Annotated in this window: 20 protein-coding genes; 4 read left to right on the top strand and 16 right to left on the bottom strand. The window is 37.9% G+C overall.

The genetic code is table 11. From position 1 onward, the window contains the following. Window positions 1–8: 8 nt before the first annotated feature. The 8 genes from PL9214_RS24960 to PL9214_RS24990 form a co-directional block, all read right to left on the bottom strand. Window positions 9–1,037 (bottom strand): response regulator, encoded by a 1,029-nt coding sequence (locus PL9214_RS24960; RefSeq protein ID WP_072721914.1) that lies wholly within the window; start codon window positions 1,035–1,037, stop codon window positions 9–11. 1 nt (window position 1,038) lies between these two features. Continuing rightward, window positions 1,039–5,397 carry a response regulator gene (locus PL9214_RS24965; RefSeq protein ID WP_072721915.1) on the bottom strand — a complete coding sequence of 1,453 codons (4,359 nt, stop codon included), beginning with the start codon at window positions 5,395–5,397 and terminating at the stop codon, window positions 1,039–1,041. A 329-nt stretch (window positions 5,398–5,726) separates the two neighbouring features. After that, entirely contained in the window at window positions 5,727–7,052 is a 1,326-nt protein-coding gene (locus PL9214_RS24970; RefSeq protein ID WP_072721917.1) for a hypothetical protein, read from the bottom strand. 95 nt (window positions 7,053–7,147) lie between these two features. After that, a complete protein-coding gene (locus PL9214_RS24975; RefSeq protein ID WP_072721919.1) occupies window positions 7,148–8,374 on the bottom strand; it encodes an SGNH/GDSL hydrolase family protein in 1,227 nt (408 codons plus the stop codon). Beyond that, entirely contained in the window at window positions 8,371–9,585 is a 1,215-nt protein-coding gene (locus PL9214_RS24980) for an SGNH/GDSL hydrolase family protein (protein WP_072721920.1), read from the bottom strand. Before PL9214_RS24980 ends, PL9214_RS24975 begins: the two co-directional genes overlap by 4 nt. 3 nt (window positions 9,586–9,588) lie before the next feature. After that, on the bottom strand, window positions 9,589–9,753 hold the full coding sequence (locus PL9214_RS31575) for a DUF5989 family protein (protein ID WP_087882252.1): 165 nt from the start codon (window positions 9,751–9,753) through the stop codon (window positions 9,589–9,591). Further along, window positions 9,753–10,169, bottom strand: a complete 417-nt coding sequence (locus tag PL9214_RS24985; protein ID WP_072721922.1) for an SxtJ family membrane protein — start codon at window positions 10,167–10,169, stop codon at window positions 9,753–9,755. Before PL9214_RS24985 ends, PL9214_RS31575 begins: the two co-directional genes overlap by 1 nt. 67 nt (window positions 10,170–10,236) lie before the next feature. Next, window positions 10,237–12,168: a carbamoyltransferase family protein gene (locus PL9214_RS24990; RefSeq protein WP_072721924.1), complete on the bottom strand. Its 1,932-nt coding sequence runs from the start codon at window positions 12,166–12,168 to the stop codon at window positions 10,237–10,239. Window positions 12,169–12,406: 238 nt separating this feature from the next. Between PL9214_RS24990 and PL9214_RS24995 the strand changes: the two genes are divergently transcribed. From PL9214_RS24995 to PL9214_RS25005, 3 genes are all read left to right on the top strand, one after another. Then, window positions 12,407–12,703: a hypothetical protein gene (locus PL9214_RS24995; RefSeq protein ID WP_139295154.1), complete on the top strand. Its 297-nt coding sequence runs from the start codon at window positions 12,407–12,409 to the stop codon at window positions 12,701–12,703. A gap of 128 nt (window positions 12,704–12,831) precedes the next feature. Further along, window positions 12,832–13,338 (top strand): hypothetical protein, encoded by a 507-nt coding sequence (locus PL9214_RS25000; RefSeq protein WP_072721928.1) that lies wholly within the window; start codon window positions 12,832–12,834, stop codon window positions 13,336–13,338. Between the two features lie 110 nt (window positions 13,339–13,448). After that, window positions 13,449–13,826, top strand: coding sequence for a PH domain-containing protein (locus PL9214_RS25005; RefSeq protein ID WP_072721930.1), 378 nt, complete (start codon window positions 13,449–13,451; stop codon window positions 13,824–13,826). A gap of 161 nt (window positions 13,827–13,987) precedes the next feature. Here the strand turns inward: PL9214_RS25005 and PL9214_RS25010 are convergent, their stop codons facing one another. The 7 genes from PL9214_RS25010 to PL9214_RS25035 all read right to left on the bottom strand — a co-directional run bounded on the left by PL9214_RS25010 (window position 13,988) and on the right by PL9214_RS25035 (window position 20,612). Beyond that, window positions 13,988–14,629 carry a PAP/fibrillin family protein gene (locus tag PL9214_RS25010; RefSeq protein WP_245824365.1) on the bottom strand — a complete coding sequence of 214 codons (642 nt, stop codon included), beginning with the start codon at window positions 14,627–14,629 and terminating at the stop codon, window positions 13,988–13,990. A gap of 106 nt (window positions 14,630–14,735) precedes the next feature. Next, window positions 14,736–14,963, bottom strand: coding sequence for a ferredoxin family protein (locus PL9214_RS25015; RefSeq protein ID WP_072721934.1), 228 nt, complete (start codon window positions 14,961–14,963; stop codon window positions 14,736–14,738). A gap of 153 nt (window positions 14,964–15,116) precedes the next feature. After that, window positions 15,117–16,349, bottom strand: a complete 1,233-nt coding sequence (locus PL9214_RS25020; protein ID WP_072721936.1) for an ATP phosphoribosyltransferase regulatory subunit — start codon at window positions 16,347–16,349, stop codon at window positions 15,117–15,119. Between the two features lie 254 nt (window positions 16,350–16,603). Then, complete coding sequence (locus tag PL9214_RS25025; protein WP_072721938.1) at window positions 16,604–17,506, bottom strand: J domain-containing protein; 903 nt, start codon at window positions 17,504–17,506, stop codon at window positions 16,604–16,606. Window positions 17,507–17,653: 147 nt separating this feature from the next. Beyond that, the gene (locus PL9214_RS25030; protein ID WP_072721940.1) at window positions 17,654–19,480 is read right to left on the bottom strand and encodes an ABC transporter ATP-binding protein; all 1,827 of its coding nucleotides are present in this window, start codon (window positions 19,478–19,480) and stop codon (window positions 17,654–17,656) included. 117 nt (window positions 19,481–19,597) lie between these two features. After that, window positions 19,598–19,741: a hypothetical protein gene (locus PL9214_RS31580; protein WP_186440454.1), complete on the bottom strand. Its 144-nt coding sequence runs from the start codon at window positions 19,739–19,741 to the stop codon at window positions 19,598–19,600. 79 nt (window positions 19,742–19,820) lie between these two features. Beyond that, window positions 19,821–20,612, bottom strand: a complete 792-nt coding sequence (locus tag PL9214_RS25035; protein ID WP_072721942.1) for a mechanosensitive ion channel family protein — start codon at window positions 20,610–20,612, stop codon at window positions 19,821–19,823. Window positions 20,613–20,726: 114 nt separating this feature from the next. Here PL9214_RS25035 and PL9214_RS25040 point away from each other — a divergent pair, with 114 nt between their 5' ends. Continuing rightward, window positions 20,727–21,290 (top strand): GAF domain-containing protein, encoded by a 564-nt coding sequence (locus PL9214_RS25040; protein ID WP_072721944.1) that lies wholly within the window; start codon window positions 20,727–20,729, stop codon window positions 21,288–21,290. Here the strand turns inward: PL9214_RS25040 and PL9214_RS25045 are convergent. Further along, complete coding sequence (locus PL9214_RS25045) at window positions 21,280–22,536, bottom strand: hybrid sensor histidine kinase/response regulator (RefSeq protein ID WP_072721946.1); 1,257 nt, start codon at window positions 22,534–22,536, stop codon at window positions 21,280–21,282. The genes PL9214_RS25040 and PL9214_RS25045 overlap by 11 nt on opposite strands. Window positions 22,537–22,579 lie beyond the last annotated feature (43 nt).

Here is a 22,579-nt window from a genome sequence, read left to right on the forward strand (position 1 = left end):
TTTGTATTCTACTCCCTATTTATTTCTATTAAATCATTGATTTCTATCCGATTTCTACCCCTGACTTTAGCTTGATATAAGGCTTTATCAGCAGTCGCAATTAACTGCTCAATAGAGGCTTCAGGATGGGGAATAACCGTTGTAATTCCTAAACTTAACGTTAAATAAGGTTCAACAATTGAACCTTGATGAATAATCATTTTTTCTTTGACTAATTTTCTGACTCGTTGAGCAACTTCAAGGGCTCCCTCTGTCGTTGTATTGGGTAAAATTAGGGCAAATTCTTCTCCTCCATAACGAGCAACTAAATCCGCCGGACGATAAACACATTCTGTTAAAATATAAGCCACTGCTTTTAAACATTCATCTCCAGCTTGATGACCATAAGTATCATTATAAGCTTTAAAAAAATCGAGGTCACATAAAATTAAAGATAAAGGTAATTGTTCCCGTTTTAACCGTTTCCATTCTTGTTGTAAATAATCATCAAAACAGCGACGGTTAGAAATTTGAGTTAATCCATCTATTAATGCTAACCGTTGTAACTCTTGATTTGCCTGTTCTAATTTTTGATTAGTTTCTTCTAATTGGGCTGTTAATAATCGTTCCCGTTCAATTTGATGTTTCAGTTCTGCCATCACCCAACAACTTTGAAGAATTCGGCGCACTCGTTGACGTAATACAGCCCAATGAATAGGTTTAGTAATATAATCCGTTGCTCCTACTTCAAATGCTAAATCAACGGAGGCTTGATCTTCCAATATGGTAATCATTAAAATCGGAGGGCAATTCTCTCCTAAACGGTGTTTTAACTCCTGACAACAGCTAAATCCATCAATTCCCGGCATCATAGCATCTAAGAGAATAATATCCGGCCTAAACTGTTGACAAATCTCTAAACATTCTTCTCCAGTCGCAGCTTCCATTAAACGATATCCTTCCCGTTCCATAGCTCGACGCAACACTAAACGGAGGGTTTTCTCGTCATCAACAATTAAAATAACGGGATGGGTGGGTTCAAATTTAGAATGAGTCATTTCATTGTATTCGGGTTATTTCATCCTGCAATGCAACTTTAACTTGTTCGTATTCTTGGACTAACTGCTCCATTAACGATTGAACACTACCCACTGAACCTGTACGTCCCTTAACCTCTAATTCTCCAGCTAGTTCAGCCAGGTGTACTGCTCCTACGGTAACACTTAAAGACTTCAGCGCGTGAGCCGATTTTTGTAGTGCCAAAGCCCCTTGATTTGTAATGGCTTCTTGTATCGCTTGTAAACGTTGAGGAGCATCTTCTAAGTAACTGTTAAATACCTCAACTAACATGACATCGGCATCTTCTCCTGCCATTAATCTTAAACTATTAATTGTCTCTTGATCAAGGCAATGATCAACTATGGGGTTGTGAATTTGTGGCAATAAATAGTCTTTCGTAACCAGGGACAGATGACCAGGGACATCGTTTTTTTTCTGGGATGAAACCTCAGAGTTAGGGACGGTGATTCTACTGGTTTTATAACGTTCCAAGGCTTCTATTAATGTAGTCATCCGAATGGGTTTACTAATATAATCATTCATCCCTGCATTCAGACATTCTTCTTGATCTCCTTGCATCGCATGGGCTGTCATAGCAATAATCCAAGGACGAGAAACCGTCGGCCATTCTTTACAAATATAGCGAGTCGTTTCTAAACCATCAAGTTCGGGCATTTGTACATCCATGAAAACAAGATCATAGGGTTGACGCTGTAGGGAGTCGATGGCTTCTAAACCGTTATTGGCAACATCTGCCCGATACCCTAAACGTTGTAACATTTTCAGAGCAACCATTTGATTTACAGGCACATCTTCCACTAACAAAATCCTTAAAGATAGGGTTTCTGCTAAAGGTGGGTATAGGGGAGTCAAGGTTGGAAAAGGCTGTACTGGTGTTTGTTTATGGGTTAAAACCTGAGCCAAAGTATTATAGAGTTGAGATTGTTTAATCGGTTTTGTTAAGCTCGCTGCAAATAAGTGTTGAGTGGCAACATCTTGGGGTAAAAAATTACCAACAGAACTTAATAATATCAGGGATAAATGTTGAGTATTTGGCAACGCATGAATACAGTTTGCTAAACTTAAACCATCCATTTGTGGCATTTGCATATCAATAATGATTAAATCAAAAGCCGTGTTTTGAACTAACAAGGTTAACGCTTCTAAACCTGATTCAACCGCTTGTACTTCCATTCCCCAAGATTGGGCTTGTAGGGTAAGAATTTGACGATTAGTGGCATTATCATCCACAATTAATAATTGTTTATGAGATAAATCGAGAGATACTTTTTCGACATCAGATATCGAGGCATTGGGGTCTGATTGAAGAATCACCTTCACATGAAAAGTAGACCCAACATTAAGGGTACTTTCTACCCAAATTTTACCCTGCATCATTTCACATAAACGTTTACTAATCACTAATCCTAATCCGGTTCCTCCATAACGGCGAGTCATCGAGGAATCAACTTGGCTAAAGGGTTTAAATAATCGTTCTCTCCGTTCTTCAGGAATACCAATTCCGGTATCTTTAATGGCAAAATGAAGTTCATAGAAATGAGTGGAGTTTTCCTCTTCAATCAATTCAGCATCAATCGAAATAATCACTTCTCCCGTTTCAGTAAATTTAACCGCATTACTCAATAAATTTACTATAATTTGGCGAATTCGAGTCACATCTCCGATGAGAGTTGTCGGAGTAGACGGTGTAATTAAATAAGCTAATTCTAAATTTTTATGATGGGCAATAGAGGCAACTAAATCTAAGGCTTCTTCAACACAATTGCGAAGATTGAAGGGATGTTTTTCTAAATCCAGTTGACCTGATTCAATTTTAGAAAAATCAAGAATATCATTAATAACCATGAGTAAGGTATCACTACTGGTGCGAATTGTTTCTACAAATTCGTGTTGTTGATCAGTTAGATTCATATCTAATAATAATCCAGTCATCCCAATCACAGCATTTAAGGGAGTGCGAATTTCATGACTCATCATGGCTAAAAATTCACTTTTAGCCCGATTAGCAGCTTCGGCTTCAGCTTTGGCTTTTTCTAGGGCTAAATTTTGTTGAGACAGTTGCTCTCCTTGGCGGATTTCTTGCTCTAAAATTTTACCTTGGGCTAAGGCAATTCCGACTTGAGCAGCAACGGCTTCTAAGAGTTCAATTTCATCTTCTGTCCAATCTCGAAACCGATCACATTGATGTAATGTAATTACACCATTCGGTTTCCCTTTATAGGATGTCCGCACGGCTAAAACCGATTTTAACTTAATATGACGACAGAAAACTTTAAGTGTTGCTAATAAAGGATCTGTATAAACATTAGATGTAGCCATTGCTTGATCTTGAATAATTAATTGTTCGGTATAGAGATTTTCCTGAATCGAAATTTTAACTCCCATTAAAGTGGGATAACCTCCAACCAGATATTCAGCCACAACTGGCAGTTCTGAAACCGGAGGTTCAAGATAGGTATGAATTAAACATCGATTTACCTCAAAGGTTTGACCCAGAAGTTGGGCGGTTGTTTCAACAATCCGTTTTGTATTTAAACTTTGGCGAATTTCCTCAGTAATTGTTTTCAACAAAATCGCTTGTTTAATTTGTTGTTTTAATTGCTCCTCAGCTTCTTTGATTTGAGTAATATCAAAATGAATCGCTAAATATTGAAAGGGATTATTGGCAATATCTAAAAAGGGGACAATAGTAGTATCTACCCAATAAAATTGACCGGATTTACATTGATTTTTGATTTCCCCTTGCCAAACCTTTCCTTGGTGAATGGTTGACCATAGATGAGCAAAAAATTCTGACGGATGATAATGAGAATTAACCACGCGGTGGGTATGACTGATTAATTCGTCTTTGGAATAGCCAGATATTTTACAAAACCGTTCATTAACATAAGTAATATTTCCTTTACCATCGGTCATCGAAACAATAGCCGCTTGATCAAGAGCAAATTTATGAAACGCTAACTCGCGTAAGGTTTTTTGTAACGCTTCCTCGGAGCGTTTTCGTTCCGTAATATCGTTACCAATGGCTAAAAATCCAGTAATTTCCCCCTCTTGATTTCGTAAAGAAGTAATCGAAACTAACACCGGAAATCGAGAACCATCTTGACGAAGATATGACCATTCTCGCTCATCAATATCTCCTTGTAAAGCTTTTGCTACCAATACTTCAAAACCTAGCTCGATAGTAGTTCCTAATTCTTGAGACAGTAACAAAGCTCGGTGCTTAACTTCTTCTGGGTCATGAATAATTTCAGGAGTTTTCTGCCCAATAATTGCTTCAGCAGAATAACCTAATAACTGTTCTGCGGTTTTATTGAAGGTGCGAATAGTCCCATCAATGGTTGTTGAAAGAATGGTATAATTAGCACTATTCAGAATAGCTTCTTGCAAGGTTGTTGTTTCTTCCAAAATTTGACGAGTGGCTTCTTCTTTACAAATTTGTTGAATTAATTTTTGATTAATTTCTTCTAGTTGTCGAGATTTCCGTAGAGAACTGCGGGCAAAATATAATGTTAAAGTTAAACTCAACGCCATCATAAAGCCTCCCCATAAAATTACCATTTGCAGAGGCGATTTAATCAGTTGAATCAGTTCGGAACTGCCTATAATAACAAGGTCAAATTCCGTACCATAGAGGTCTAATTTCTTGATATATTTTTGCTGAATTGGGTGAATTAATGGGTTAGTTTGGTATCGATAAATAATTTCGTTATTTTGTAAGATATCAACAATATAATATTTTAAATTTTCTGATTTTAAAATTAAATTCATTAAAGATTTAACTTGAAGCACACCCACTATAAACCCCTGAAATTTATTGTTTTTTCGGTTAAAAATTGGCAAATAAGCTACAAATCCCTCACTTCCTTGAACTAAAGTAATCGCTGGAGTAAGAGCGGTTTGATTACTATTCAAGGCTCTTTCTAAGCTGGGATGATGCAAAATATCATGCTCTAAATTAAAATTAAGAGCCGCTTCATTCCCTTTGAGAGGATAAATCCAACGAACGTTAAATTTAGAATCAACCCACTGAATTGCTTGAAAACCTCCGTAATCTTCAAAATAATTTTTAGCATCACTTTCCCATTCATTTTTGGGGATACCGCCTCGCACTTCCCAACGAACAACCATGCGTTCTAAACCTTGTATCCGAGACGTTATTTGATTATAAATAATCAGTTCAACTGTTACAGCTTCTTGATGTAATAATTGTTGAATTTGATGACGTTCTTGAGTGATTAAACTAGACCACAGTAAAAGCGTTGCGGCAGAAATTCCGGTTCCTGTCAGCAAGGGAATCCAACCAATTTTATTTAAAATTTTATTAAATATGTTCATGAATCCCTCTCCCTGTAATCCCAAAAAATATTTTTTCTGGTTGCTTTTAAACAGCCTAAGATAAATTTCTCTCTCCTGAACTAATTTTAGATCCAAAACCGATGTAGGGAAATCCTTTTATTCAATATTGTTACAATTAGACTTATAGAATCATCCTAAATCAACGGAAGGTTAGGAAAGCTTAGAGAATCAGGAAAAATAGCTAAAATCACGAAAATCCTCCCAGTTTTCCCTAAATTGGGCTGGAAGGAGAATAATGGTGTATCTGGTTTAAGGGTTAAAGTCGAGGTTTTAAGCTTGAATGAGTACAGAGGTTACAAAACCCATTCCTAGGGATTTGGCTTATTTTTGAAGACATTAAACAGGGAATCAGCAACAAAATTTGATAAAATCTTCTCCCCAGGTTTATTAAAATGACAACAATTATCAATATAAACGGGTTCTTGAACATTATCGAGAATAGATACCCCATTAAAAAAATGGATTTTATTAGCTTTCAGTTCATCGACTTTTTTTAATAAGAAAGGATACCCTTTTTTAATAGAATCTTTATAAGGACTATCCTCACTAAAGGCAATTTTCTTTTCAGCTTCGCTAAAGACTCGCTTTGTCGGATAATACTGATTTGGTTGTAAAATATGAAAATAAGGAATATTATTGGCAGCTAAAACTTGATGAATTAAAATCGAAGTTTCAGCCCAATTATTGGTAATGTCTTGGAACACTTCAGCATCGGGTAAAACGTGATCTTCCATATAAAAATAAATCACACTTTCTGCACTACCATCCTCAGACGGTTGCTGACGATACCGTTCAAAGCGGGCGACATCCCGACGATAATTGTCAACTAATTTTTGAACATACAAAGACATCACAACATGACAGGAAGCTAAGGGACAATTTTTTAAAGTTTCTAACGCATTTCTGAGTTTTGGTTTATTATCTTTAATGCTTAATAAAGCTTGTAGAGCTTTTGTAGATAGGCTGTTATTGGCTAAACCTGTTAAGGCTTGAACATGGGATGCGCTGGGCATCGCAAAACTCAATTTTTGTTGATTATTAATACTCGCTAAGGCAACTTCATTAAAGCCATCAATATTAATTACGAAATCAAATTTTTGCCCCAAAGATAGCATATAATTTAATGTGATTAGCTGTTGAGGCTGTTTATAACCTCCAATCGCTAAGGATATAATAATTAATTCTTTATCTTTAAATTGAGGTAATTTTTGGAGTTTGGTTTCTAAAATTCTATTTTGGATTTCATAAATAGAATAGTTAGATGCAACAGAACCTCCTAACACCCCAACAATCACTTGATTAGGATTAGTTTTTTTGTAGGGATAATCGTAGGGAGAAATAAACCCATAATTATTATACTTAAATCCCGGTCTAAAATCCGGCCCTGGTTTTTGAACATATCCAAAATACGGATGTAATCGTTCAACGACAGATTCGTTAACTCTAACTCCTTCTAAATTAATTCCTAGATTTTGAACATCCTCTGAACGGTCACGGGTATAATAAAGTTTTTGATGTTTAAAATAATAAAAAATTAAGGAACCCATTTCTAAAAAAACGAATAATACAACTAAGTTAATTAACGCAATTTTTATACCTTCTTTGGCTTTAGGAAAGAATTTAAAATTTTTCATGGTAAGATCGAGAATGTTAAAAGAGAAAAATCAAGTGTTTTTTGAGGGAATAAAGGTTTATTATATAATAAATTCATCCCCATTTCCTTTTGATTTTATTTTTGAGTGCTTGGGGATTGGCGCATCAGCCGTTGACAGACTTCACTTGCCATTAATTCCCCGACGAGGCGATTTCCTTGAAGGTTCCAATGTCCGCCACAAGCTTCAGCATTTTTAAATCCATGTAAGCAAACTCCTGTTTTTTCGGCTTGCTTTTGTAAGGGTTCTGCGAGTCGGAAAACCGGAAATCCTTCTCGTTGTCCGAGGGCATAAATTCGTTTATCAGGATAAAAAATATCCTGAATTTGATGAGCTTCCATAAATTTCTGACGTTTTTTAGGGTCAGGTTGAACTTGAAAGGAATCACTCACCATTACCACCATAAAATCCTTGCCTTTTGCCGTCACTTCATTTTTCAGTAAGGTTACTAATTGTTCTGTAATCTTCCAAGCTTGTTGCCAGTTTTGATCGGGAGGTTCTTTATAAAAATTAATATCGGTTTGTTCATAATCTTTTTGTAATTGACGACGTTTAGATTCGATTTCTGCTTGTCGAATCAGTTGTAAAATTCGAGAATTAGCGATTAATTCATAAGGCAATTGATCCAGTTTTGAGAACATATAATAATCTCGTTCAAGACTGGCAGGATTTAAGGTTCTAAACGATAAATCTTCCACAAGTTGACCATTTTTTTCTACAAAATAGGGACGTAAATGATCATGCTCTAAGGGACGATAATTATTTCTAATATCGTTACCCGGATAGAACCCTAAAATCACTAAATCCGGTGAAAATTGTTGAGCATGATGTCGCCATGTCATTAACTCTTGAGCAGTTCCATAACCTTGAACAGAAAAATTTAAAACTTCAACGGTTTTGCCTTTTAAAACAGGACAACTTTTGAGTTGAGATTGCATTACCGAGGCGGCGGTTTTTTCCAGGGGAACTTGTAACGCTTCCATAAAAGAATCCCCTAAAATTGCAACTCGATAACTATTGGCTGGCTTTTCTAAGGTTCGTTCATAATCGCGCATTCCAAACCCATTCATTTTTAATTCTGACGCTTCTCCTTCTCCCCGCCAAACGGTTTTAGCATTGGGTCGAGGCGACCAACCCCGATAAGGATCTTTTGCCGTATAAGCTAACGCTTCCGAGTCTGGAGGAAGGGGCGGCGGATATTTAATTCCTGCTACTCGCAAGGCTATTTCACCCAAAATAACCGCTAAAATTAAACTGCCAAAAACTAAGCTCGTATTTAAAATTAAAGATTTCAAAAATTTCATAATCCGTTATCAGTTTTACACAATTGATTTGTAATTAATTCTGCGGCTAAGTGATGTCCTTTGGAATTCCAATGTCCCCCACAAAGGGTATTATTTTTTTCAAATCCATGTAAGCAAACTTGATTTTGTTTAGCATAAGCTTGAAAATCGGGAGCGAGATCTAAGACTGGAAAATTGTTGTGTTTTCCGATTGCTTTTAATCGTTCATTAGGATAATATAAATTGTCGATTTTATTGGAAACTTTAAAAAATTGTCTTGTGGCTTCATCTTGATGAACTTGCATCGGATCAGCAATCACCATTAATAAAAATTTAGCTCCTTTGTCTTTGACTTCCTGAGCCATTAATTTGAGGAGATCTTCAGTAATTTGCCAAGCTTCTTTCCAGTCAGAATCTTGAGGTTCTCGAAAAGTCGTTACACTTAACTGATTTGAGTGTTTAACTAAATTGTTTTTGCGATATTCTAGTTCAGCTTTTTTGGCAACTTGTAAAATTCGAGAATGGTTCACTAACCAATCAGGAAGATGATCAACCGTTGTAATTAAATAGCGGTTACTATAGCCCATAGGTAAGTTGCGGAAGGAAAAATCCGGCTCTAGCTGACCATTTTTATACACAAAAAACGGTCGATAATAGTTGTCTTCTAATTTGCGAGAATTATCAATAACATCATTCCCAATAAAAAAGGCAACAATCACTAAATCCGGGTTATATTTCTCAACTTTTTCTCGCAGGGTAATTAATTCTTGGGCAGTTCCATAGCCATCCACTCCAAAATTGAGAACTTCAATATTTTTTCCCTTGAATTTCGCACAATTACCCAAGGTTTTTTCTAAAACTGAAGTATAGTTACTGTTAGGAGGAACTTGGGAGGCTAAGGTAAAAGAATCCCCTAAAACTGCAATCCGAAAAGTATTTTTAGGTTTAGCGATCGCATAGTCTTTATCCCTTAATCCATCGCTATTAATTTCAACGTAGGATTCCCCTTCATACTGCCACCATCCTTTTGCTCCGGGTCGATTTGACCAGCCTCGATCCGGATCAGATTGAGTAAAAAAGGAGGGAGAAAAAACTGCATGACCGGGTTCAGGAAGTTTTTTTAGTCCCTCAATTTTGGCTAATCTTAAACCGATTTCTCCGATGGCAATCCCTAGGACTAAACTACTTAAAGCCAGCCCTAGATTTACTGCCCATGCCTTCCACTGCCCCATCGTTTAAAACAAGGTATAAATAAAGGGTGCGATCGCAGAACCGTGACTGAGAACAATCAACGCCCCTAATAAAACCAATGTAATAATTAGAGGCAATAACCAATACTTTTTGCGTTCTCTCATGAACGCCCAAATGTCTTTTAAAAAATCTAATGTTGCTTCAAACACTAGAACGGTCGCTCCATACTTTCTTTAGGTCTGACTTTACTCGCAACCCGATAGGTTGAGAGATTAGGGTTAAATTGACGCTGCATCGAATCAGAACCGAATAGGCGTTTAATGAATCCCATCGGAGCTATCATAACGTAAAAGACGACACCGAGAATAATCTTGCTGTTAATTGCCCCCATGAACAACCCGAATTTCATCCACAGGTGATACACCGGATTTAAGGTTTTAGGAGAAATTAATGCCCAAAGGATGAGGATGGTTCCTAATACCCAAGGCCAAGTTCGCGGCGGCCAATGTCCGAGTAATAAAGGCAAAACAACACCAAATAAGCCAATAATAATGGCTCCGGTTGTTAATCCAAATTCGCGTAATCCTTTCGAGTCAAGTTGAGGAATATCGTCGTGATCCGTCATAATGTTGATTTAAAGTTGACTAAAAGAACTGATAACTGATAACTGATAACTGATAACTGATAACTGATTAATCTAATTCAAATTCTTTTTGCCAAGAATCATCTTTTTCCCAAGCCGTTTGTTCGGTTTTGGCTAACAGGAAATTCTCTAAAACTAGATAATCCATTTCGGTTCGCATAAAGCAACGATAGGCATCTTCTGGACTGCCCACAATGGGTTCTCCTCGCACGTTAAAAGAGGTATTAACAATCACAGCACAGCCCGTGCGTTTTTCAAAATGATGGATTAAATCGTAATAGCGAGGATTGGTTTCTTTGTGAATGGTTTGTACCCGTGCGGAATAATCAACGTGGGTAATTGCTGGAATTTCTGAACGAGGAACATTGAGTTTTTCAATCCCAAATAATTGTTCCTGTTCCGGGGACATAGGAATTCTTAAATCCTCTTGAACCGGAGCCACAATTAACATATAGGGACTGGGGCGATCTAATTCAAAATAATCAGAAACTTGTTCCGCCCTCACCGATGGGGCAAAGGGTCGAAAAGATTCCCGATATTTAATTTTTAAGTTCATCACCGACTGCATTTTTTGATTGCGCGGATCACCAATAATTGAACGTCCCCCTAACGCCCTCGGCCCAAATTCCATTCGTCCTTGGAACCATCCGACCACGTTTCCATCGGCTAAAATTTCCGCTAAACGGGGCATTAATTCCACATCATCTAATCGTAAATATTTCGCTCCGACGTTATCTAAATATTCCTGAATTTCCACCTCGCTAAATTTCGGCCCCAGATAGGAACCTTCCATATAATCTAAGCGTTTTTGGGTGGTTTTTAGGGCAACAACAGCCGATTTTAAACCCGCACTGGTTTCTAATAGTTTTTCAGCCGAAATATCAAGGGCGAGATCCGTTTCCACATTACGAGGTTGTTGATGATATTGATACCAAATTGCTAAGGCAGCCCCTAACGCCCCTCCCGCATCTCCAGCAGCCGGTTGAATCCAAATATCTTTAAAGGGGCCTTCGCGCAGAATTCGGCCATTAGCCACGCAGTTGAGGGCCACACCCCCAGCTAAACACAGGTAATCAACATTTAATTCTTTCTGAACACTGCGGGTCAGGCGCAACACCACTTCTTCGGTGACGACTTGAATGGAAGCCGCAATGTCCATTTCCCGTTGACTAATGGGGGTTTCGGGTTTACGAGGCGGGCCACCAAACAGTTGATCAAACTTGGTATTGGTCATGGTTAGACCGACGGCATAATTGAAATATTCCAAATTTAATCGGAATGTGCCATCGTCTTTTAAATCAATTAAATGGGTGAGGATTTTATCAACATAAATGGGTTCACCATAGGGTGCTAATCCCATTAATTTATATTCTCCAGAGTTAACTTTAAACCCTGTATAATAGGTAAAGGCAGAATAAAGTAAGCCTAAAGAATGGGGAAAATCAATTTCCCAAACGGGCGTTAAACTATTACCATCCCCTAACCAAACGGAAGTTGTCGCCCATTCTCCTACGCCATCTAAACACATCACCGCCGCTTTTTGGAAGGGACTGGGAAAGAAGGCAGAAGCCGCATGAGATTGATGATGTTCTGTAAATAATAATGGGGGAAGTTTGGCTTTTTTAGCGCCTGCGATCGCACATAATTCTTTTTTTAATACAGATTTTAGGTAAAGTTTTTCTTTTAACCAAACGGGCATGGCTTTAATAAAAGAACGAAACCCGCGAGGTGAGTAGCTGAGGTAGGTTTCGAGGAGTCGCTCAAATTTTACCAGGGGTTTATCGTAAAAAACGACTTGATCAATTTCAAAAAAGGTGATGTTCGCTTCCTGAAGACAATAGCGAATGGCATTGGCTGGAAATCTAGGGTCGTGTTTTTTGCGTGTAAACCGTTCTTCCTGGGCTGCTGCCACGATTTTACCATCACAGACGAGCGCCGCAGCGCTGTCATGGTAATAAGCTGAAATTCCAAGTATGTTCATGAACATCTCCTCACTAGGCGCAGTCGGGCCTGTCTGTGATCATAAAGAAATAATCAAGAGATTATAGCGTTAAGTGGACAATCTGGCGCAAGGGTTGATGGTTGAACGGTTAGCTGTTGATGGTTGAGGGGTAGTTCCGTTAGTTAGGTTGACAAAATTGAAAGTTGACGATATTGTTAAAAAACTATATTGATATCTAATTACCTTATTATGTTAAATGATAAATTCAGACTCCACCTTGGAAACAATCATCCAGATTGTCGAAAGAGGTGAAATTCCAAAAGCCAGTGATTTTAAGTTGTGGGCAGAGTTAAAAGGCTACCAACCCACTCAAACTGCTGAAGGCCCGTTAAAATACGTCGATGAAAATGGCGTAGTTCGGCTAACCTTAAAGCAAGGCAGTTCCAGGACACCTGGAAGTGATTATCCTCATGTTGAACTCAGAAATCCTGATACCCAAAGGATAGATATCTGGGGAAATCACGTTACTCGCAAAAGTCCAGGGAATCATACACGAATCCAATGGGACATATAGGATGGGCTGAGTGATGCTGGTTTAGGATAACCTCATAAAAAGAGTTGACTTGAGTTTAACAAGCTAAGTCAACTCTTTTCTGACCTAACAAAAAACAGTTCAACCATTTCAGTTCAACATCATAAATTATGGATAGACTTAATTATTGGCAGTTGACAGGTTTAGAAAATATCTATCTTGAAGATAGTTATGTATTGGGCATTAAAACTGATACCTCTATAGAATTCTTGTTAGAAGCTATTTTGACAGAAAATCATCCCCTTTACACTTCTCCTTTGCCTGGAGAACAGTATTGTTATCGAAGAATAACTTTAAAATTTTCCCATCCCCAAACCTATAATCTAACTTTAAATAAAATGCTCCCAATTGTTGATCCTGATGGAACTTGGGATTATGGTAATATTGATGAATTTTTTATGGAAAACGAAGCCTATCATTTAATAGGTGAATGGGGAGAATTAACCGTTGTTTCTGATCCTCCTGTGATTGAATTTGATCATGATTTTTCAATAGCCAATAGCGATTTCCTGCAAAAAATGATTAGTTTTGAAAAAATCAAAGAAAGTTATCCCACTTTAATTGATGAAAATGTAAAATCTTTATCAATTAATTTCTCTGTTTTAGCAATGCGTTAAATCATTTTTGAGCTAATGAGATAGAACTGTTCTAACTTTAATGTGTAGTGCGATATTATCAATATAACCTTTAAAATCCAAAGGCATCAATTTCCGTTTGGAGGTCAGTGATGGGATTAATCGATGGCTTATTAGGTAATGCCTCTGAAATTAATTCAGAAAAGCTACAAGAGGGACTTACGAAACTTTTAGCAGAGGGTGAGTCTGTCGAGAAGGCTTATCAGTTAGTTCGGGATTTAATTGTATTTACCAATAAACGATTGATCTTTATTGATAAACAAGGCATTACGGGGAAAAAAATTGAATATCATTCCATCCCCTATCGCAGTATTATTCATTTTAGCATTGAAACATCGGGACACTTTGACCTAGATGCAGAGTTGAAAATCTGGATATCCGGTAGTTCTACACCCATTGAACGAGAGTTTAACCGCAGGTTAAATATCTATGAAGTTCAAAGTGTATTAGCTTATTATGTGCTGAAGTAAAATCATTTAAGCTGCTATGTCCTGGTATTGTGTAGCAGCTTATTCCTTTTTTTGATAACGATTTAACCAAGATTTTATCATCTTTCTTAATTCCTCTCTCTCCATTTTATTAATTCCTTGATGATCAAAACGATAACGATATCGCACGCACCAATTAAAACTTACTCTAATTCACTTTTCCTCAAAACAAATAAACTCCCATCTCCTCCTCGACCAATACGAAAGGTTTCATCAAGGTAAGTAATTTCTAAACTAGGAATACGACCTACGGGATTTCGGGCGGGAACAACACGGGCGGGTTCTAGTTGAGGAGTCTTAACCCCTATAATATTAGAAATAGCAATATAGCGTTGTTGAAAGAAAACATTCAGGCGATTATTGGGTAACTTATTATCATCAATAACGGGTTCAAAGGTAGCCGTTACTTTAACATAACCGGAAATTAATCCTAATGGATGTCTAACAAACGCTTGATTAAAAAATTGTCGAGACTCGACATCAATCATTTGATAGATTTTTCCCACTTTTAACCCTAAAGGTAATGAAGCTAAACTGCGAATTTCCCTGGCTGTAGAATAGAGCAGTAACCAAGATCCATTTAATAATAAAGGATTATATAGTAAGGGTCGATAATTAGGATTTTTAGCTTCTAGTTGAACTACCATCGTCTCAATTTCTTCTGCGAGATCAGGTTTAATTTTAAGGTTTGTGGCGGGAGATCCGTCTATTCTTCCAAGTTGAGATTGAACAGTTTCAATTTTAGTCATTAATTGTTGTTTTAAGTTGGTTTGGGTTAACATCATAAAATTCCTTCAGATTATCTTTTCAATAAATCAAGTTTTAGCAATGAATAAGGAATAAGCAAAGGTAAAATTCCTATTGCAAGAATGCTCATTCCCTATTCCCTTTTTAATGAGGCGTTTTCTGTAATTCGGGGCGTTCTTCTGCTACAATTGCCCCTTCAACAGGACAAACTTGCAGACAAATTCCGCAGTCAATACAGGTGGAAAAATCAATCCAATACCAATCTGTTCCTTTTGTATTTTTTCCAGGGCCTTCATGAATACAAGCAACGGGACAAGCCGTAACACAATCGCTAACACCTTCACAAACCTCCGTGACAATGCTATGGGGCATGATTAGTATTCTCCTGCTAAAAAATAGGGCAGTTAATTCTTTTTAATTTTTAACGATAAATCAACGAATTGGCAAGGGATAAAAATTATAGAGGGGGTGAAACTGTTCTCCTAAAATTGATTAGAACTGTTTAACAATTCACCCCCTTTACCCTTAAACAATTTTTTCAATTTTGGGGTCGCCGTTAACATCAACCCAAGCAATTTGATCAATGCCTCGACGACGAGCATAGTCCCGAATCTCTTCAGCAGTTTCCCGGTGTTCTAACTCCACTTCTACCCGGACTAACTCACTGAACTGCCTTAACTGACTGGCATAGGCAAAAGTCGCTGCATCTGCTTCTGGGGTTTGGGCTACCACTAACCAATCACTAGCCGGGGTTTGATGCGGTAATTCACCCCGTCCCAATAACACTTGATGCAAGTCTTCAAGATTCAATGAGAAGCCAATTCCCGGTTCTGTTTTGCCTTGGGGATGATACAGACCGAGAAGTTGGTCATAACGTCCTCCCTGCCCTAATACCCTTGCCCCGGATGCGGTATCACTGACGGCAATAAATACAATTCCCGTATAATAATCAAAGGTTTGAACTAAACTTAAATCTAAGGTTATTGCAGGTTGAATTTCCGAATTTTCCCAACATTTTTGCAGTAATTCTATTAAGGATTTGAGGTTATTTACCGCTTGTCGTTGAGATGAATCTAAATCCAGTTGAGAAACTTGGGATAATACGGTTTCTGGACGACCTCGTAAATCAAATAAAAATAAGGCTCGTTCTCGCAGTTCTGAAGCAAGTGATAACGATTCTAAACCAATTCGATCTAAATTAGCGATCGCCGTTCTTACTTTTTCCCGTTCTTTAGGTGGAAAAGGCGATAATAACGATTGAGTTAAACCCGCTTCTCCCAGAATTAAATCCGCATTATTTAACCCCAAAGTTTGCAAACAGTCTCGCAATAACAGCAAAATTTCTGAATCAGCGCGTAATCCACCAGCACCCAACAGTTCCACACCTGCTTGATAAAATTCTAACTGTTGTCCCTGATCAATTGTCTTTTGTTTGCGGAAAACATTGGCGTTGTAATACAAACGTTGGGGCCAAGATTGTAGATTCCCCATGCGAGTCACTGCCGCCCTAGCAATGGACGCCGTTAATTCAGGGCGCAGTCCTAACCCCTGATTTTCAGAATCTTGGAGTTGAATCACCGTTGAGGGTTGTACCGCACCCCCAGCCATCAGCGTGTCCAACCGTTCCAAGGTTGAGGTAATAATTTGATGATAGCCCCAACGGTGAAACACCTGTTGTAAGCGCCGTTCAATCCAAACTTTTTGGGTAACATCGAGGGGAAGTAAATCTCGCGCACCCGACGGGGGTTGATAAACCATACTGAGCGTAAAAATTAACAATTAATCATTAAGAATCCAGTTATAGCAGGGAACGGGGAACAGGGAACAGCTTAACTGGGAACAGGCAGGAAAAGAGTTCTCTGTGCACGGTTTTAGCCTCAGTCTATGTCCTAACTGCCTTGGCAACTGCTATACAAACGGCAATTTGTAACTTTTCCTACAATACAGCATTCTGGGCGTGGGTTGTCCGTTGTCGGTTAACCGTCAATCGCCAACCGTCAACCGTCAATTCTCTACTTCTTCTTACCTCCAAACAACCCCCCAAATAAACCGCCTTCTGATTTTTTAGATGCTGGTTGGGCTGTTTTGGATTTTGCTCCAGCTTGGGGTGTGGCTTTTTCCAGTTGTTTTTTAGCTTCTAAGGCTTGAGGTTGTTTTGGGTTTAATTGTAAGGCTCGATTAATATGGGGTGTAGCGAGTTTCGGTTGATTTTGTTTTAAATAAACTAACCCCAATAAACCATGACAATGACTATTATCGGGTTCTCGTTTAATCGCATCTTTTAACTCTAAAATTGCCTGGGCATAGTTTTGACTCGCCATTAATTGTTCTGCACGACGGCAAGCTTGTTCAACAAAAGAATCTTTCTTCGGCATTACAGAAGGTGGCGGTGGAGTTTGATCGATCACTTTGGGAGATGGAGCCGGAGAACTCCCCCCTTTTTGATGTTTACGGAGGAGATAAATTAAGTTTAACTCACTAATTTTACCAATAATTTCTAAGACTTTTTGAGGAGATTCATATTGATTTTTAGCTAACTCTTGAATAGCAGTTTCATAAGCGGTTTGATAGTCAGAAGCTTGTATCAGTTTTTGGGCTGCTTCCGTTTGTAATTTTAGGTTATGCTGTTCTTTGACCGTGCGATCGCCCATGGTTTTTAACAGCAGAATATATTCTTTCCGTTCACCTTCTTTTGAAAACTGATTATAGGCGGGACTGACTAACTTCGCTAATAATTGCTTGGCTAACTCGTGATCCTGGGGGTTGTCAAAGGGACAAGTATCAGGATGCAAACGACGGGCGATCCGCATATAGCGTTTGCGAATGTCCTCAAAGTCTGCTTCTAGGGAAACCCCTAAAATCGCATGATTATCTGTAAACTCAAACTGAAATAACCCTTGTTTAATTTCAAACATACTCTTCTGCCTTCCTTACCTAAACTTGTAATTGAATGAATCACACCCCTTTAATCTTAATATAGCCCGTCTTCAACTGTCAGAAGTCAAAAAAACTGGATTTCTGCAATAACCCAGTTTCTGAACTCTATAATTGCGATTTGTTAATTAAACCAATAATTCTCCTGTTTCTTGTAAAGTATGCAAGCGTTGGTAAATTCCCTGGTGTTGAAGCAGGGCTTCATGGGTTCCCACTTCTACAATTTGACCTTGATCTAACACTACAATTTGATCGGCTTCTCGAATGGTACTCAAGCGATGGGCAATAATAATGGTTGTGCGTGTTCCTAATATATTTTGCATGGCTAATTGGATCGCCCGTTCTGATTCATAATCTAAACTGGATGTGGCTTCATCAAAAATTAAAATATCAGGATTTACTAATAACGCCCGTGCAATTCCCAGCCGTTGTTTTTGTCCTCCTGATAACCGCACGCCTCGTTCTCCTACAGGGGTAGAATAGCCCTTCGCAAGCTTTTGAATAAACTCATCGGCTTTAGCAATTTTACAAGCTTCTTTGACTTCTGCAAAGGTTGCGTGAGGATTGCCATAGATCAGATTTTCTAACAAAGTTCCATTAAAAATATCCACCTCTTGATGCACAATGGCTAACCGTTTACGATAACCCCTAACATTCAAATTGCGAATATCAATTCCATCGATTAAAATCTGACCCTGATCAGGTTCAAAATAACGAAACAGCAGTTTAACTAATGTTGATTTTCCTGAACCCGAACGTCCTACTAAGGCTACAGTTTGATAAGGTTCAATCAATAAATTGATATTCTGTAAAACCAAACTATTCGGATTATAGCCAAAACTCACCTGACAAAATTCTATTTTTCCGTTAAATTGATAGGAAGTTTCCGCCAGACTGTCGGTTTGATTTGGGGTTAAATCATCAGCATCTTGTCCCTTTGGTAACTGTATAAATTCGTGTAAACGAATCATCGACGCATAGCGACGAGCAAAAACTTCCGCAATATTACTAATCGGTGTTATTTCAGAATAAGCCATACTCGCTAGAGTATAGATAGTGACAAAATACCCTAGAGAAATATAACCAGAAATCGTGGCAACTAAGGTAAATCCTAAGACTATAAATAGACTAAATTGTACACAGGTTGCTTGACGAGTAATTAAATGAACATAGCCTCTGTGAATCCGACCCACCACCATTTTAAACTCTCGATTTAAACGAGTAGTTTGCCGTTTTAACTCCTGAGATTCCGTTGCAAATGCTTTAACCGTTTTGATGTTTGTAATAATCTCAGAATTGCGACTTTCAGTATTTTCTTCATACTGCGCTAGAATTTCTTCTAAGTCGATTAGCCGTTTCAATGTTTTTAAGCTAAAAGCCAAAATTAGCATAAAAGACAATAAAAAGAAGATAGCAATCGGCCATGCAATCCACGAAATAATTACAAGAATTCCTAAGACTCGTATGAGTTTAGGAATCAGTTGACCCGCAATTTCAGGATATGTCCAAGTTTGGTTAGAAATCCCTTTTGCAACTCGACTAGCAATTCGTCCAGGGTTATTTTCATCATAAAATTCTAGGGGAAGGGTAAGAATTTTTTGCAAAGAATTCTGATATTGATCTCGACGAGTTTTTAATGAAATTAACCAATGATACCAAACCCCTAACCAAGGCTGTATGGGAGCTTTAACAACAGTAACACAGAATATTAAACTTAATAAAACTCCTAAAGAAAGCTGAGGGGTTTGGGCTATTCCCGTTAAATTAGAGATTCCTTGAATGAAATATTGGGTTAATTGATCAACAGGTTGATTTGAGAGAACGTTGAGCGTTTGTCCTATAGCATAAGGAACCATTAAATCAATCAGTTCAAAGGTACTAGATGCACTAATGCTTAGGATAGATAGAGATAAATATTTTCGGTAAGATTGACCGAGATCCCGAAAGGTCGCCATAATCTTGAGTCGTGAAACACTACAATATAAAACACATAAGTTACAAGTATAATACAAAAAAAGGATGCTGGCCCGCATCCTCAAGATCAGTAACGGATTTTGTTCCTATTTCTACCTTTAGGATAGGGAATAGGCGGTTTGTAAAGCCCACCAAACCAGCAAGCCAATTCCTCCCAAAACCAGCACAGAAGAAACAATAATTGCAGTGGGGCTGTCTGCCCCTTTAAATTTCATAATGCCACGATCTAAGTCGGATGTCATGATTTAGTTTGCCTAACTCTAGGAGAGATTTTAGCATTGATAACTTATTCTGTGACGATAGACCGTAAAAATCAACGGATTAAACTAATAGAATCCCCTGAGCATCTAAGCTTTGTTTCAGACGTTCATTGAGATCGGAACGTACCAGAGAGTAGTCAGGAGTCGCCACCCAAACTGTTAATAAAATCTTAATCCCACTCCCCGCAATTTCCTGAACCTCCAGACCAGGTGTAGGTTCTGAGAGAATTCGTTGATCAGCTTGAACGAGAGTCAGAAATAATTCTCGAAGTTGCTCCAGATTAGTATTATAACTGAAATTCAACTTTAAATCTACGCGGCGCATCGGTTGAATAGAGTGATTAACAATTTTATCGCCGTAAAGTTTACTATTGGGAATAATAATAATTTTGTTGTCGGGTGTGGTTAAAAGAGTTGTAAAAATCGAAATTTCCTCAACGGTTCCTTCGACTCCGCCTCCTTCAATATAATCGTGAACTTTAAAGGGTCGGAAAATAATCATAAACACACCAGACGCAAAATTGGATAAAGACCCTTGTAATGCCAAACCAATTGCTAACCCGGCAGCCCCTAAAACGGCAATAAAAGATGTGGTTTGAATTCCGAGTTTTCCCAGAGTTGCCAACACGACAAAAGTAACCGCCGCAATATAAATTAAGTTGACTAGAAATCGAATCAGCGTTGGCTCCAATTGTGCCCGAATCATTAAACGTTGACTCAAACGTTGTATAAATTTTGCCAACCACAAACCCAATAATAAAATCAGGATTGATATCAAAATTCGAGTTCCAAACTCGCTCATTAATGAGATCAATAGGGTTAATAATTCCTGTTGCTGTTCCTTTGTAAGCATAAGCTGTCAATCTCAAGAAAAGTTTAAATTAAATTAAAAATCGCTCAGTCATCGGCTTAATATTATAAGTTTATGATAGAATAATCAACTGAAATATGATTTTATTAGCCCCAAATGAATTTTTCTTCTACTCCAAACGAATTCAACAACATCGAAGACTTTGAACATAAACCTGATTCAGCCGATCCGGGTTTACAACGATTTGCACTGCGGTTGAAAACAAGCATGGGACGAGATACTTTAATCCAAAAAGAACTGGATAAACTGAGAACTCAACTGAAATGTGATCGGGTTGTTTTATATTATTTTTATTCTCAATGGAAAGGGCAAGTCACCTTTGAATCGTTGAGCAATGCCACCTTATCAATCTATGGTTCTACAGGTGCAGATGAGTGTTTTAATCATCAATATGCTCAGGATTATCAAAAGGGAAGAATTACGGCGATCACGGATATTGAAACCGAAGCAATTCATCCTTGTCATCAAAATTTTTTACGCAGTCTTTCTATTCGTGCCAATTTAGTCGTTCCTGTTATTGTTTCTAACGAACTTTGGGGTTTATTAATTGCTCATCATTGTCAACATCCTCATGTTTGGAATTCGGCAGAATTAGATGGGATGAAAGTCGTCGCAGAAACTTTATCAACTGCACCTGAAATTATTGATTTTAAGAAGTAGCCGGAAGCCAGATTTTGACATTTGTTCCTTGTCCTGGGGTTGAATCAAGATTGAGTTTACCCTGATGTTTTTCAATAATTTGGTGGGCAATCACTAATCCCAATCCAGTTCCATGACCCATAGGCTTTGTGGTAAATAAGGGCTCAAAAACTCGCGGAAGAATCTCTTCTGGTATGCCCATTCCATTATCAGAAATTTCAATTAAAATTGATTGGGGATCGGGTTGGGTTGTACAAATTTTCAGGGTGGGAATTCGGTTTTCCATCTCTCCCTGTTGTCCCGCTTCTTCAATGGCATCAATGGCATTGGCTAAAAGATTCATAAACACTTGATTGAGTTGGCTGGGATAACATTCAACCTGGGGTAAATTCCCATATTCTTTAACTAATTGAATAGCGGCTTGTTTCCCTACGGGTTTGAGGCGATGACTCAAAATCAATAAAGTGCTATCAAGACCTTCATGAATATTAAATAAAACTTGAGTTGAGGAATCAGAACGGGCAAAATTTCTTAAGGAAATTGAAATATCTTTAATTCGATCAGCACTAATTTTTATGGAATTTAGTAATTGAGGTAAATCCTTTAAAATAAAATCTAAATCTGCTTGAAAGATTTCCTCTTGTAGGGGGATTGGCAGTTGCTCATAATAAGTTTGACATAAAGTTAAAATATGAGCTAGATCCTGAACGTAGTCTTGAGCTAACGGAAGATTATTGATAATACAACTAATCGGATTATTAATCTCATGGGCAATTCCCGTTACTAATTGCCCCAAACTCGAAAGTTTTTCTTGTTGTACTAATTGAATTTGGGTTTTTTCTAAAGTAGCAGTGCGTTCCGCAACTTGTTGTTCTAGGGTTTCTGTAAGTTGTTTCAGTTGTAAATGCACTCGAACTCTGGCTAATACCTCTTCTTTTTCAAAAGGTTTAGAAATATAATCAACTGCTCCTAGAGAAAGTCCTTTGACTTTATTTTCAACATCCGTTAAAGCGGTTAAAAAAATAATCGGAATTCCTTGATTTTTAGGTTCAGATTTTAATTTTTTACACGTTTCAAACCCATCAATACCGGGCATTTGCACATCTAATAAAATTAAAGCTGGTTGTTTGCGCTCCACTAATTGCAACGCACTTTCTCCATCTTCTGCGACTCGTACTGAAAATCCTTCACCCTTTAAGGTTTGAGATAAAACCGATAAATTAGTAGGATTGTCATCAACAATCAGGATAAAACCAATGTCTTGCATGAATGAAGGTAGGGGATAAATATTGAGATTAATCCGAGAATAA

This window comes from Planktothrix tepida PCC 9214, from assembly GCF_900009145.1.
In the GTDB taxonomy this organism is placed as follows: domain Bacteria; phylum Cyanobacteriota; class Cyanobacteriia; order Cyanobacteriales; family Microcoleaceae; genus Planktothrix; species Planktothrix tepida.

What these genes read in the sequence shown, in the direction of transcription:
- PL9214_RS25005 (WP_072721930.1), top strand. Translation starts at nt 13,449, where the DNA reads ATGGGATTAATCGATGGCTTATTAGGTAATGCCTCTGAAATTAATTCA.
- PL9214_RS25035 (WP_072721942.1), bottom strand. Translation starts at nt 20,612, where the DNA reads ATGCTTACAAAGGAACAGCAACAGGAATTATTAACCCTATTGATCTCA.
- PL9214_RS25045 (WP_072721946.1), bottom strand. Translation starts at nt 22,536, where the DNA reads ATGCAAGACATTGGTTTTATCCTGATTGTTGATGACAATCCTACTAAT.
- PL9214_RS24965 (WP_072721915.1), bottom strand. Translation starts at nt 5,397, where the DNA reads ATGAACATATTTAATAAAATTTTAAATAAAATTGGTTGGATTCCCTTG.
- PL9214_RS25000 (WP_072721928.1), top strand. Translation starts at nt 12,832, where the DNA reads ATGGATAGACTTAATTATTGGCAGTTGACAGGTTTAGAAAATATCTAT.
- PL9214_RS25015 (WP_072721934.1), bottom strand. Translation starts at nt 14,963, where the DNA reads ATGCCCCATAGCATTGTCACGGAGGTTTGTGAAGGTGTTAGCGATTGT.
- PL9214_RS25040 (WP_072721944.1), top strand. Translation starts at nt 20,727, where the DNA reads ATGAATTTTTCTTCTACTCCAAACGAATTCAACAACATCGAAGACTTT.
- PL9214_RS31580 (WP_186440454.1), bottom strand. Translation starts at nt 19,741, where the DNA reads ATGACATCCGACTTAGATCGTGGCATTATGAAATTTAAAGGGGCAGAC.
- PL9214_RS25025 (WP_072721938.1), bottom strand. Translation starts at nt 17,506, where the DNA reads ATGTTTGAAATTAAACAAGGGTTATTTCAGTTTGAGTTTACAGATAAT.
- PL9214_RS24990 (WP_072721924.1), bottom strand. Translation starts at nt 12,168, where the DNA reads ATGAACATACTTGGAATTTCAGCTTATTACCATGACAGCGCTGCGGCG.
- PL9214_RS25010 (WP_245824365.1), bottom strand. Translation starts at nt 14,629, where the DNA reads ATGATGTTAACCCAAACCAACTTAAAACAACAATTAATGACTAAAATT.
- PL9214_RS24980 (WP_072721920.1), bottom strand. Translation starts at nt 9,585, where the DNA reads ATGGGGCAGTGGAAGGCATGGGCAGTAAATCTAGGGCTGGCTTTAAGT.
- PL9214_RS24960 (WP_072721914.1), bottom strand. Translation starts at nt 1,037, where the DNA reads ATGACTCATTCTAAATTTGAACCCACCCATCCCGTTATTTTAATTGTT.
- PL9214_RS24985 (WP_072721922.1), bottom strand. Translation starts at nt 10,169, where the DNA reads ATGACGGATCACGACGATATTCCTCAACTTGACTCGAAAGGATTACGC.
- PL9214_RS25020 (WP_072721936.1), bottom strand. Translation starts at nt 16,349, where the DNA reads ATGGTTTATCAACCCCCGTCGGGTGCGCGAGATTTACTTCCCCTCGAT.
- PL9214_RS24975 (WP_072721919.1), bottom strand. Translation starts at nt 8,374, where the DNA reads ATGAAATTTTTGAAATCTTTAATTTTAAATACGAGCTTAGTTTTTGGC.
- PL9214_RS24970 (WP_072721917.1), bottom strand. Translation starts at nt 7,052, where the DNA reads ATGAAAAATTTTAAATTCTTTCCTAAAGCCAAAGAAGGTATAAAAATT.
- PL9214_RS25030 (WP_072721940.1), bottom strand. Translation starts at nt 19,480, where the DNA reads ATGGCGACCTTTCGGGATCTCGGTCAATCTTACCGAAAATATTTATCT.